Source organism: Streptomyces sp. AK02-01A (genome assembly GCF_033795305.1).
Classification (GTDB): Bacteria; Actinomycetota; Actinomycetes; order Streptomycetales; family Streptomycetaceae; genus Streptomyces.
This window is the reverse complement of sequence record NZ_JARBAE010000024.1, coordinates 49,385-60,356: the sequence shown is the minus strand read 5'-3', so window position 1 is coordinate 60,356 and position 10,972 is coordinate 49,385. Positions and strand designations below refer to the sequence as shown.

Annotated in this window: 13 protein-coding genes; 4 read left to right on the top strand and 9 right to left on the bottom strand. The window is 69.7% G+C overall.

Annotated elements, in window-relative coordinates; translation table 11 throughout:
• The first annotated feature begins 3 nt into the window (after positions 1–3).
• A complete protein-coding gene (locus tag PV679_RS22000; protein ID WP_319682065.1) occupies positions 4–666 on the top strand; it encodes a class I SAM-dependent methyltransferase in 663 nt (220 codons plus the stop codon).
• A 100-nt stretch (positions 667–766) separates the two neighbouring features.
• Here the strand turns inward: PV679_RS22000 and PV679_RS21995 are convergent, their stop codons facing one another.
• The 4 genes from PV679_RS21995 to PV679_RS21980 all read right to left on the bottom strand — a co-directional run bounded on the left by PV679_RS21995 (position 767) and on the right by PV679_RS21980 (position 4,314).
• Positions 767–1,360: a DinB family protein gene (locus tag PV679_RS21995; RefSeq protein WP_319682064.1), complete on the bottom strand. Its 594-nt coding sequence runs from the start codon at positions 1,358–1,360 to the stop codon at positions 767–769.
• Positions 1,361–1,525: 165 nt separating this feature from the next.
• Positions 1,526–2,386, bottom strand: a complete 861-nt coding sequence (locus PV679_RS21990) for a class I SAM-dependent methyltransferase (protein ID WP_319682111.1) — start codon at positions 2,384–2,386, stop codon at positions 1,526–1,528.
• A gap of 214 nt (positions 2,387–2,600) precedes the next feature.
• Complete coding sequence (locus tag PV679_RS21985; protein ID WP_319682063.1) at positions 2,601–3,335, bottom strand: DUF4232 domain-containing protein; 735 nt, start codon at positions 3,333–3,335, stop codon at positions 2,601–2,603.
• A 655-nt stretch (positions 3,336–3,990) separates the two neighbouring features.
• Positions 3,991–4,314 (bottom strand): MiAMP1 family antimicrobial peptide, encoded by a 324-nt coding sequence (locus PV679_RS21980; RefSeq protein WP_319682062.1) that lies wholly within the window; start codon positions 4,312–4,314, stop codon positions 3,991–3,993.
• A gap of 179 nt (positions 4,315–4,493) precedes the next feature.
• On the opposite strand from PV679_RS21980, the gene PV679_RS21975 reads away from it, so the two are divergent.
• A complete protein-coding gene (locus tag PV679_RS21975; RefSeq protein ID WP_319682061.1) occupies positions 4,494–4,913 on the top strand; it encodes a helix-turn-helix transcriptional regulator in 420 nt (139 codons plus the stop codon).
• Between the two features lie 10 nt (positions 4,914–4,923).
• Positions 4,924–5,340 (top strand): VOC family protein, encoded by a 417-nt coding sequence (locus PV679_RS21970; protein WP_319682060.1) that lies wholly within the window; start codon positions 4,924–4,926, stop codon positions 5,338–5,340.
• A 61-nt stretch (positions 5,341–5,401) separates the two neighbouring features.
• Here the strand turns inward: PV679_RS21970 and PV679_RS21965 are convergent, their stop codons facing one another.
• From PV679_RS21965 to PV679_RS21950, 4 genes are all read right to left on the bottom strand, one after another.
• On the bottom strand, positions 5,402–6,061 hold the full coding sequence (locus PV679_RS21965; protein WP_319682059.1) for a TetR family transcriptional regulator: 660 nt from the start codon (positions 6,059–6,061) through the stop codon (positions 5,402–5,404).
• A 239-nt stretch (positions 6,062–6,300) separates the two neighbouring features.
• Entirely contained in the window at positions 6,301–7,542 is a 1,242-nt protein-coding gene (locus tag PV679_RS21960) for a GNAT family N-acetyltransferase (protein WP_319682058.1), read from the bottom strand.
• 71 nt (positions 7,543–7,613) lie between these two features.
• Positions 7,614–8,570, bottom strand: coding sequence for an asparaginase (locus PV679_RS21955; RefSeq protein ID WP_319682110.1), 957 nt, complete (start codon positions 8,568–8,570; stop codon positions 7,614–7,616).
• A 61-nt stretch (positions 8,571–8,631) separates the two neighbouring features.
• On the bottom strand, positions 8,632–9,312 hold the full coding sequence (locus PV679_RS21950; protein WP_319682057.1) for an ABC transporter substrate-binding protein: 681 nt from the start codon (positions 9,310–9,312) through the stop codon (positions 8,632–8,634).
• 166 nt (positions 9,313–9,478) lie between these two features.
• On the opposite strand from PV679_RS21950, the gene dtd reads away from it, so the two are divergent.
• Positions 9,479–9,916 (top strand): D-aminoacyl-tRNA deacylase, encoded by a 438-nt coding sequence (gene dtd, locus PV679_RS21945; RefSeq protein WP_319682056.1) that lies wholly within the window; start codon positions 9,479–9,481, stop codon positions 9,914–9,916.
• Positions 9,917–10,006: 90 nt separating this feature from the next.
• Here the strand turns inward: dtd and PV679_RS21940 are convergent, their stop codons facing one another.
• Positions 10,007–10,972 (bottom strand): glycine cleavage T C-terminal barrel domain-containing protein, encoded by a 966-nt coding sequence (locus tag PV679_RS21940; RefSeq protein ID WP_319682055.1) that lies wholly within the window; start codon positions 10,970–10,972, stop codon positions 10,007–10,009.

Below are 10,972 nucleotides of genomic sequence, written 5' to 3'. Positions count from 1 at the left end.
GCCATGACCGAAGCGACCTATCTGCACGCCACTCGGACCGCCTACGACATCGTCGCCATCGACTACGAGAGACTCCTCCGCGACGAACTGAACACCAAACCGCTGGACCGCGCGATGCTCGCCGCGTTCGCCGAATCCGTGCGGACGCCAGACAGCGGGCCGGTCGCCGAGCTCGGCTGTGGCCCCGGTCGCGTCACGGCCCATCTCCACGCTCTGGGCGTGGACATCTTCGGCATCGATCTGTCACCCGAGATGATCGCGGTCGCCCGTCGAACGCACCCAGGACTTCGGTTCGAAGAGGGATCGATGACCGCTCTGGACCTGAAGGACGACGCTCTCGGCGGCGTCGTCGCCTGGTACTCAACCGTCCACACACCACCGGAGCTGCTGCCGACCGTGTTCGCGGAGTGCCACCGGGTGCTGGCCCCTGGCGGCCATATGCTCCTGGCGTTCAAGGCTGGAGACCTGCGTCGGCATCTGGACCGGGGATACGGCCATGAACTGTCGCTCGATGTCTACTGGATGTCTCCCGATCACGTCGCCGACCTCATGAGCAGAGCCGGACTCGTCCTGGACGCCCAGTTGATCCGCGAACCTGACGAGAGCGAGAAACCCCGGCAGGGCCGGCAAGCCTTCTTCCTTGCCCACAAACCCGACGGATCGTGACAGAAGACATCAGGTCGAGCGAGACGGACGAACACCGGGCGTCTCGCTCGACCTGAGGCATCTCAGGCGGTCGGCGTCACGCGTTCTGTCCGGTCCGGCGTCACACGTTACGGTCGGCCTCCTGAGCCGCGCGCTCCAGCCGGCTTCGATACTCCTCCCACCACGCCGAATCGCCCGGCGCCATGCTGTCGTTGCCCTTGTTCATCCCCACCACACCGTCCATGAGTTCCCGGATGATGTCGGCGTGCCCGGCGTGCCGGTGCGTATCAGCGATCACGCGCACGACGGCGTGATGCAACGTCACCTCGTCTCTGCCGCTCGGCCACCACGGCACCCTGCCGGTCGTGTCCAGAGCCAGCGCGTCGATCGTGGCGTCCGCGTGCGCCCACGCCCGGCGGTAGAGCTCCACGATGTGCTCGCGCGATTCACCGGCGGTGGCCCACATGTCCGCGTTGGGTTCAGCGGCGTCTTCGAGCCAGGGCAGCGGCTCGCCGGACGGCCGTCCGAAGGTGTCGCCGAGGTAGCCCAGCTCCACGCCGGCCATGTGTTTCACCAGGCCCAGGAGGTTGGTGCCGGTCGGCGTCAGCGGACGGCGGATGTCGTACTCCGAGAGCCCTTCGAGCTTCCACAGCAGGGCATCGCGGGCGGACTGCAGGTAAAAGTGAAGGTCAGCCTTGGCGTCCGATGCGGTCATGGAGCAAGTCTGCCGCTCGCGCGGTCTCTGTCCACCGCCTTTTCCCACCGCTCGCGGCGAACCGGACCAGAACGAGACCGTCTGACACGACGAGCGAACCAGACCGGATCAGTTGAGACAGGGAGCAGGTCAGCGGGTCGGCAGAGACGGGACACGGTGGATGTCTCAGCGAAGCTGCCCGGCCGCCGCCGGGTTCTTGCGCCAGACGAATATCTCGGTGCCAGGCCGGCGCTCGGAGAAGCGGCCCGAAGGCGACGCATCCCGCAGTAGCCGATTGAGGTCCGCCTCGAAGTCGCCGTGCCGCGTGCCGAAGAGATGCGGCGCGGAGGAAGACAGCGAGAACACCCATGCGAGGACATCACCGCAGGTGCGTTCCAGCGCCTGCCCTCCGGGCACGACATACCGCTCCGGGCCGGAGAAGCCCGCCCGGCTGAGAACAGCGCTCTCTCCGCCTGGTGTTCCGTGCGGCAGTACTCCACGGCCGGCTCGTCGGACCGGTCCCAGATACTGCCTGATCAGATCCTGGACAGCGGTATACGGAACAGCCGGATGCGGGAGACCGTCGACGGCTCGCGTCTCCGTCTTCAGGTCCGCGATGTGGACCAGTGCACCGGCCCACCGCAGCATGTCCCTGACGGTCGCCGCCACCAGATCGCGATCCATCCAGTGAAAGGACTGGCCAAAGGTCGCGATGGTGAACGTCCCGAGGCCCGCCGGCAGGTATTCGGCGCGGATCCGAACCCATCGCGCCTTGTCCGTCACTCCTGCCTCGGCGGCCCGGCGTCCGGCCTCAGCGATCATCCCGCTGTCCGGGTCCACACCGACCACCTCACTGAACAGGTGCGCCAAACCGAGAGCCAGTGTGCCGGGCCCACAGCCCACATCGATCAGACGGCCGCGGCCGTCGAGTGTCAGCACCTCGGCAAGCATGTCCGCGAGCCCGGGTGCGTACGGAAGTCTCCCGCGCTGGTAATACGGCGCCGCGCCCAGGAACAGCGTGTCGTCCCACTCCCAGCCCCTGGGCATATCCATCTACCGCCTTTCTCCCGTGGACTTCCGCCCGTCCCATCGATGCTCCACGGATCGATCATGCCGGAGCACCTGCCACCACGACCCGCGCCCGGGAGAGACAACGCAGCCCTCGGGCGGAACCGTTGCGGCCGTTGTGCCGGCCGCAACGGTTCCGGTCTGCTCATCGCGAGTCTTTTCAGGAGTTTCAGGAGTTTCAGGAGTTTCAGAATCAGGAGAGGAAGGGCACGACGTCCGCCACCGAGGTGTGCCAGTTGGTGACGATCGGCTTGTCGACGGTGATCGTGCCGACCGGCAGAGAGACCGGGTTCGGGTCGTCGTTGCCGACGGCGACGATGATGCTGTCCAGTTCCTTGCCACCGTTGTCCTTGGTGGTCTTCGGGTTCACTCCCGCGTAGACGGTGCGGCCTCCGGTCAGTGTGATCGCGTCACCGGCGACCTGCTCCGCCGGGTGCGCCTCGGTACCGTCGGATCCGAAGGCCACCGTCGGAAGCCCGCTGGGCAGGACACAGGTGATGCCGCGCTTGGCCTTCGCGATGATCAGGATGTATCCGCCGGCCTGGCTCTCGGACTTGGTGCTCCAGGAAATGTCGTTGGCGCCGCAACTCTGCCCGTAACCGGTCTTGTCACCGCTGCCGGAGCCGCCACTGGCGTAGCCCGCGTTGGTGCCGGAGGCGCCACCGCTGCCCGAGGCGCTGCTGCCCGTACCGGTGCTGCTGCCGTTTCCCTTGTTCGCGCTTTCCTTGCCCGCTGTGCCGGAGTCCTGTGACGTGTCCGGGCCGGTGGCGTCGGAGGACGGGCCGGCTGTGGTGGCCGCGCCGTCGGCGGGAGCGGAAGAAGAGGCCTTCGCGGCGTCTGTGTCCGTGTTCTGGCAGGCGGTCAGTGACAGGGCGGCGACAAGAGCGGTGGCTGCCAGGGCGGTGGTACGGATGCGGTGCTTGCGCATGATTCTTCTTCCCGTGTCGGTTGGATCGAGCCTGCTGCCCACACCGGACGCGGTGTTGCGACGGCGCGGCGGGCTCGGAGAGACAGAAGTGTGACGACGGCACGGGACTCGGTCGCTGGAGCGACGAGCGCTTCCCGGGCCGGTGCCGCTGTCTGGTCACAGCTTTCGGCCCGCACCGTCCTGGCGGCAACCATCCACCGGGAGAATGGGACGCTGGAATGAAAAAACGACCTCTGACCTGCGGAAACGCCATGCTCCTGGAACGGTCTTCCGGGACGGGCCAGGACGCGGGCGCCACATCCCGTCCGGTCGGTCTTCTCGGATCGGCGCGTGCCGTCAGCCGCAATGGACCGGCGGCGCAGCGAAGACACCTACGGCCCTGCCCCCTGGAGGAGGAGCAGGGCCGTAGGCGCCGGTCCGGGTCCAGGCCGGATGACGGCCGGACCCGGCGAGCCGTGGTCCGTACGGCCCTCGGCGAATGAGCGCCGGAGAGCCCGGACCAGATGCGGAGACGGGTCACCTGGCTGTCCCCTGCCGATCCGGATGGGGAGCGGCCGGCCATTGCCGCGCCAGGCACTCGTCTCACCGCCGCCGCTCCGCCGACCGTGTCGCCCGGTCAGCGAAACCGATCAGCGGAACCGGTCAGCGGAACCGGTCAGCAGTGGATGAAGATGCTTCGCCAGCCGAACGGCTTGGCACTGTGCGAGTCGCCCCTGAAGGTGTAATGGCTCACCCCCCGACAACCGCTGCTGTTGTACATCGTCGCGTCCTGGCCGGTGTGGTCGAACCGGTAGGCCGCGCGGAAGTTGGGATCGATGTTGCTGCAGCCGCACGGCGTGATCTGCTTGGCGCGGCCGGTGTCCTGCGGGCCCTCCCAGCTCAGGAAGCTGCTCGCGAAGGCCGTGCTCGTGCCCAGGGCCAGTACGGAGGTCATCACCGCGGCGGTGACGGCGGAACGGAGGGCGTGACGGTTGCGCATGGGACTCCCAACGATGCGTGGTGCGTTACATCACTATCAGTACCCAACTGAAGACAGAGAGTTACCAGTTGTCGGTAGCAGGCAGGCGCGGGCCGAGAGCGTGCGCCCGTCGCCATGCGCGCCCCTGGTACGCGGGCACGCCCGGCAGCCGCCGTCGGACGCCGTGCGATGCTGGGCCGGTGAACCAAGCCGACCTGGTCCGGCTGCGCCAGGCCCGCGACCTGATGGACCGCGAATACGCGCGGCCACTCGACGTCCCGGCGCTGGCGCGTACCGCGCTCATGTCGCCCGGGCATTTCTCCCGCAGCTTCCGCGCCGCTTTCGGAGAGACCCCGTACAGCTATCTGATGACACGCCGGATCGAGCGCGCCAAGGCGCTGCTGCGCCGTGGTGACCTGACGGTGACGGAGGTCTGTTTCGCGGTCGGATGCTCGTCGCTGGGGTCGTTCAGCTCGCGGTTCACCGAGCTGGTCGGAGAGAGCCCGAGTGCCTATCGGGCCCGTGGCCACGACCAGGGCGCGGCCATCCCGGCCTGCATCGCCAAGATCATGACGCGGCCGGTCAGGAATGGAGAAGCGTCCTCAGCCGCCCGGTCGTAGCGTGACCGGTATGGATATCAAGCTTTCGCAGTGCTTCATCGCTGTCGACGACCACGACAAGGCCCTCGCCTTCTACCGCGACATTCTCGGTCTTGAGGTACGCAATGACGTCGGATTCGAGGGGATGCGCTGGGTGACGGTCGGCTCGCCGTCCCAGCCGGACGTGAACATCGTCCTCGAACCGCCCGTCGCGAACCCGAACGCCTCACCCGCCGACAAACAGGCGATAGCGGAGCTGATGGCCAAGGGCCTGATGCGCGGCGTCATCTTCGCGACCGATGACTGCGACGCCACCTTCGAGCACATCCAGGCCGCAGGCGGCGAGGTGATCCAGGAGCCGGTCGACCAGCCCTACGGCGTCCGCGACTGCGCCTTCCGCGACCCTTCCGGCAATCTGCTGCGCTTCACCCAGCCCCGCGGTCAGTAGTCCGCCGACCGGCCGTGACCTGACGGGCCCCGGAGGCCCACGCGCCGGCGGTGCCCGAGCCTCACCAGAGGCCGAGCCCGTCGCGCAGCCGTCCGAACGCCAGCTCCGCGGCGGCCACCGCGTCGGGATAGACCTCCGCGGCCTCCTCCCCGGCGGCGACCCGACGCCAGTTCTCCTGCGCGAGAATCCGCAGTACGGCGATGATCTGCCCGGCTCCGAGCGCACCCTCGATACCGCCGCCGAGGGCCGCGGCCAGCGCCTCCTCGGAGCGCCGCTGATACGCGTACAGCCGCGCGACCAGGCTCGGCGTCCCGTACAGCAGCCGGTGATAGACGAGCACACCGTCGTCGTCATTGAGCCCGGTCACCGGATCGCGCTGGTCGAGACCGGCCAGGAAATGCCGCCGCAGGGCGTCCAGCGGACGGACATCGCCGGGCCGTCCCGACACCACCCGGGCCGCCTCGTCCTCATGGTCGGCGAACCGGTGCAGCGCCAGATCCTCCTTGGCGGGAAAGTACCGGAAGAGGGTCGGCTTGGAGATCCCGGCGGCGGCCGCGACCTCCGCGACGGAGACGCGGTCGAAGCCCTTCGCGAGAAAGAGCGTGATCGCCGCGTCGGAGATGGCCCGGTGCCGCTGCCGCTTCTTGCGTTCCCGCAGCCCGAGGCCGGAGTCATGGCCGTGGCCGTTGCCGCGGTCCTCGTTACCGTCGTCGCCGTTCATGACCATAAAGCGTACGCAGCGCCAAGGGCTGTCCCGTAATCCCTGGTGGATCAGCGCGCGGCGCCGGATGCGGTGCGTCGCAAGGCGGAGGAGCGTCCCCATACTGGGCGTATGGGGGCGTTCCGACAACGCGGCGAGGTGCCGTAGCCGACGTCGCGCGCCCGCCTGGGCTTACGGGACAGCCCTCAAGGGCAGTTTCGTAAATCCGTCCTGGCCGGCGCCGGACAGCGGGCCGGGCGTCAGAAGACGTCCGGGCACCAGGGCCGCCGCGCCGTACGGAAGAGCGACTCCGCGACCGCCGCCGCGCCGGGCCGCTCCTCGGTCAGGACACCCAGCGCCGCGAGCCGTACCGCCGATGCGTCTCCCAGGTACAGCGCGGCCAATTCCCGTGCTCCCAGCGCGATATCGGGCGACTCCGTGGTCGGAGCGCAGTCGGCCCCGGCCGGAGAGGCGTCCAGCCGGAAGCGGCCGGCCGCCGGCCCGCCGTCGTCGTGGATCTCCAGGACCAGGCTGCCCGCCACGGCGTACGTACGGGCCTCAAGGGCGCGTACGACATCGAGGATCCGCAGCCACAGATAGTCGGCGTGGGTCACGATCCGCGCGGCGCGCGGGTCGGGAAGGAAGTACGGCAGCAGATCGTCCGGCGCGCGGTATCCGGTCCTGACCGTGGTGATCCAGTCGATCGAGCAGATGAACCGCCACAGCGCGCGCTCCGCCGCCGGGGTCAGCGCGGTCAGCCGCCGCACCGACGCGGTGTTGAGCGGCTGCTTGCCGTCGCCCCAGGTGCTGTCGGCGGTGTAGACGGCCAGGCCCTCGACCTCACCGGCCGCCGAGCGGTAGACGGCGTAGAAGGGCTCGGTCCAGGCGTGACCGCTGGGCGCCTGGCCGGTGTTGAGCTGCCACCAGCGCTCGTCGCGATCGGTCGCGCCGGGCTGGAGCGCCCGGAAGCGGTCGTGGAACTCCGGCCCGAGTTTGCGTATGTCCGCGCCGTCGACCAGGTCGATCCGGCCGCCGTCCGCCGGGCTCGCCCAGCGCGGATCGAGACCCGCGCGCGGTACATCGACCGACCACTCGGTGATCGAGGTGGCCGGACCGAAGCCGTACCGGCCGTAGATCGGATACTCGGCGGCGATCAGCGTGGCCACGGCGTCACCGCGCTCCCGCGCGGCCGTCAGATCGGCGGCCATCATCCGGCTGAGCAGTCCGCGCCGCCGGTGTGTGGGCGAGACGGTGACATTGGAGATCGCGTCCGCCGTCAGCACGGCGCCGCCGACCACCGTGAGCTCCTGAGTGAAGGACCGGAACGTCGCCACACAGCGTCCATTGTCGAACGCGCCCTGCGTACGGGCCAGATCGGTACTGGCGAGCCGCCCGGCCACCACCTCGTCCGCCATGACCGGCGGACGCAGAAATCCGGTGTCCAGGGCGCGTGTCCAGTCGGGAAACTCGGACGCGGTGACATGACGGACCTCAAGATTCATGCTCACACGCTAAACGGCGCGCCTCTCCTCCCGCAGCCGGGTTTTTCACCGGCGCTCGGGCGTGCGGACGCTCAGAACGCCGCGCGGACCCCGCCGACCTCACCGCCGCCGCCCAGCAGCGGCGCCCGTCCGATCCGGCCCACCACCTCGGCGTCCACGCCCAGCAGGCCGAGCGCGCGCGCCAGCACCGGACCGAGCGCCCGTGTCCCGCCGTCGTCGATCTTGAAAGCCAGCGCGCGGCCGTCCGGCAGAGCCACCGCCTGCACCGCCTCCGCGCCCATCTTGGACAGCGTGCCGGGCACCTCCCGCATCAGCCAGGTGTCGGGCCTGCGCGTGCCCGCGACAAACTCGGGGTGGGCACGCATCGCGTCCGCCACCCGGCGCTCCGCCGTGCCCGGCGCGGCCAGCACGAAGTGGCGGAAGGCACGGGCCAGTCCGGTGAGGCTGAGCGCCATCAGTGGCGCGCCGCAGCCGTCGGTACCGACGGCCGAGACCCGCTCTCCCGCCGCCTCCTCGACCACCGTACGGACGAGCCGCTGGAGCGGATGGCCCGGATCCAGATAGCTGTCCGTCGGCCAGCCGTTCAGAGCGCAGGCCGCCAGCATCGCCGTGTGCTTGCCCGAGCAGTTCATGACGACGCGGTCGCGCACTCCGCCGGAGGCGAGATAGGACTCCGCCTCGACCGGGTCCAGCGGAAGATCCGGCGGCGTCCCGAGATCGGCGTCCGTCAGTCCGTACTCGGCGAGCATCTCCCGTACGAGAGCGAGATGGAAACCCTCGCCGGAGTGGCTCGCGGACGCCAGGGCCAGCCGCTGACCCGACAGTTCGAGTCCGGCCCGCAGCACCGCGGCGGCCTGCATCGGCTTGTTGCTGGAGCGAGGAAAGACCGGCGCGGCCGGATCGCCGACCTCCAGTTCCACACTGCCGTCGGCGGCGAGCAGCACCAGCGAACCTCGGTGCCGGCTCTCGACAAAACCGGATCGCACGGCTTCCGCGAGAACCGGGGATATGGCGGTGGCGCTGCTCATCATCAGCCTTCCGGGGCCGGACCCGCTCCGGAAGGCATCAGCGGCATGAGCATCAGCGGCATTACGTGAGCAGGTCGTCTACTTGTGCTTCTCCCTCACGGTACCTGCGGGCGATCTCCGCACTGCAATCGTCAGCGGTCCGTTGCAGTTGGTGACGGCGGCGCGAGAGCTGCTGCTCATTGCCGACCAGCCGTCCCATCGCCGAGAGCAGCTCCTCGTCCGTGCGCGCCTCCAGATCGGAGAGCTCCACCTCGGCGAGCGTCTCGGCGGCCAGTTGCCGGTACTCCGCGCTGCGCGGCGTGGAGAGCGTCACATGACGCGCGGACGAACGGTGCCGCGAAGGGCTGTCGGTGAGAATCTCGGAGAGCCGGTCGACCACGGGAGTCTCCGGCGCGGTACGGCGGGCCAGCTCGGCCCGCAGGATGTCGATCCGGCCCTGGAGCAGCCGGCGCAGATAGCTGAGATCGGCCTCGTCGCGCTGGGAGTCACGGCGCAGCGCGCGCAGCTCCGGCAGTCGCAGGATCCTGAAGTCGTACGGCCGGGGCGCGGGCAGCGTGCCCTCGACGGCGGTCCGCTGCACGGGCGGCCGCAGTCCCGGCGCTCCGGAGCCGCTGCCCGGGCCCGCGCCGGGAGGGCCTGTGCCCAAGCTGGTGCCGACGGCGGCGGGACCGCTGCCGGTCCCGGTGGTGGTCCGGGTCGTCGGTACGGGACCGGGCGACTGCCCGGCGCCTGATGTACTCATCGCGCGTACTTCCCCTCACTCCGCTGGGGAGACCCGTCCCTCGCTCCGCTGGGAACCCCCATCCCTCGACCGGTACGCGAACGCACCGCCTCCGTGCATGGTGCCACTCCGGCCACCGGGCATGCGTGCAATCTGCACCCGTTCGGCCCCCGATAGGTTGGCCCGTATGCGTGCAGTGGTGCAGAGGGTCGACGGCGCGAGCGTCGTCGTCGTGACGGAGTCCGGAACGGAAACCGTCGGCGAGATCGTCGGCGAAGGACTGTGTGTGCTGGTGGGAGTCACCCATGAGGACACAAAGGAGAAGGCGGCCCAGCTTGCCCGCAAGCTCTGGTCGCTGCGGATCCTGGAGGGCGAGAAGTCCTGTTCCGATGTGAACGCCCCGCTCCTGGTGATTTCGCAGTTCACTCTCTACGGGGACGCCCGCAAGGGTCGCCGGCCCACCTGGAACGCGGCGGCGCCGGGCGCGGTGGCCGAACCGCTGGTCGACGAGGTGGTGGCGCGGCTGCGTGAGCTGGGAGCGCGGGTGGAGACGGGCCGGTTCGGAGCGGACATGCGCGTCTCGCTCACGAATCACGGCCCGTTCACGGTGGTGCTCGACATGTGACGCCGGAAGCGCGCCGGTCTCCGGCGCGCTCGACGCCACTCGACCGGCCCGCCACCCGACCGGCCCGGCACGCGGCTGCCGGGAAGCGGCTCAGGCTTCCACGACCGCTTCCTGCGCCGCCGCCGTGTCTCCCGCCATCAGCTCCGCGTCCACCGGCACATTGCGCTTGACCAGGGCCAGAGCGATCGGGCCGAGCTCATGGTGGCGGGCCGAGGTGGTGATGAAGCCGAGCTGCCGCCCGTCGGCTCCGTCCGCCGCGAGGCGTACCGGAGTGCCGTGGCCCGGCAGATGGACGTCGCTGCCGTCCAGGTGCAGGAAGACCAGCCGGCGCGGCGGCTTGCCCAGGTTCTGCACCCGGGCCACGGTCTCCTGGCCCCGGTAGCAGCCCTTCTGCAGATGGACCGCGCTGCCGATCCAGCCCAGCTCGTGCGGGATGGTCCGGTGGTCGGTCTCGAAGCCGAGACGCGGCCGGTGGCTCTCGATGCGCAGCGCCTCGTACGCGAGGATCCCGGCCAGCGGCCCGTGCGCCGCCGCGTAGGACTCCAGGCCGGCGCGCGGCAGGAAGACGTCCCGGCCGTACGGTGTCTCCCGTACGACGGCGCCTTGCGGGGCCTCGGCGATGGAACCGGCGGGCAGGTGGACCACCGCGAATTCGTCCGTACGGTCCGCGACCTCGACCTGGTAGAAGAACTTCATCGACTCCAGATAGGCGATGAGCGCCTCCTGGGTGCCGGGCTCGACATGCGCCCAGACCGTCGTGCCGTCGTCCACGAGATAGAGCGCGTGCTCGATGTGGCCGTTCGCCGAGAGGACCAGCGCCTCGGTCGCGCGGCCCGGCGGCAGCTCGCTGACATGCTGGGTGAGCAGCAGATGCAGCCAGCTCAGCCGGTCGTCGCCGGTGACGGTGACGACGGCGCGGTGCGAGAGGTCGACGAGACCGGTGCCGTCGGCCAGCGTGCGCTGTTCGCGGAACAGATCGCCGTAGTGCGCGGCGACACCTTCGTCCTGGCCTTCGGCGGCGACGGCTCCGGGCAGGGCCAGCAAGGGACTCTTCAT

Bases quoted from the DNA above. Each gene is read 5' to 3' on its own strand.
- PV679_RS21980 (WP_319682062.1), bottom strand. From the start codon at position 4,314: ATGCGCAACCGTCACGCCCTCCGTTCCGCCGTCACCGCCGCGGTGATG.
- PV679_RS21965 (WP_319682059.1), bottom strand. From the start codon at position 6,061: ATGAACGGCGACGACGGTAACGAGGACCGCGGCAACGGCCACGGCCAT.
- PV679_RS21970 (WP_319682060.1), top strand. From the start codon at position 4,924: ATGGATATCAAGCTTTCGCAGTGCTTCATCGCTGTCGACGACCACGAC.
- PV679_RS21950 (WP_319682057.1), bottom strand. From the start codon at position 9,312: ATGAGTACATCAGGCGCCGGGCAGTCGCCCGGTCCCGTACCGACGACC.
- PV679_RS22000 (WP_319682065.1), top strand. From the start codon at position 4: ATGACCGAAGCGACCTATCTGCACGCCACTCGGACCGCCTACGACATC.
- PV679_RS21940 (WP_319682055.1), bottom strand. From the start codon at position 10,972: ATGAAGAGTCCCTTGCTGGCCCTGCCCGGAGCCGTCGCCGCCGAAGGC.
- PV679_RS21985 (WP_319682063.1), bottom strand. From the start codon at position 3,335: ATGCGCAAGCACCGCATCCGTACCACCGCCCTGGCAGCCACCGCTCTT.
- dtd (WP_319682056.1), top strand. From the start codon at position 9,479: ATGCGTGCAGTGGTGCAGAGGGTCGACGGCGCGAGCGTCGTCGTCGTG.
- PV679_RS21960 (WP_319682058.1), bottom strand. From the start codon at position 7,542: ATGAATCTTGAGGTCCGTCATGTCACCGCGTCCGAGTTTCCCGACTGG.
- PV679_RS21955 (WP_319682110.1), bottom strand. From the start codon at position 8,570: ATGAGCAGCGCCACCGCCATATCCCCGGTTCTCGCGGAAGCCGTGCGA.
- PV679_RS21990 (WP_319682111.1), bottom strand. From the start codon at position 2,386: ATGCCCAGGGGCTGGGAGTGGGACGACACGCTGTTCCTGGGCGCGGCG.
- PV679_RS21995 (WP_319682064.1), bottom strand. From the start codon at position 1,360: ATGACCGCATCGGACGCCAAGGCTGACCTTCACTTTTACCTGCAGTCC.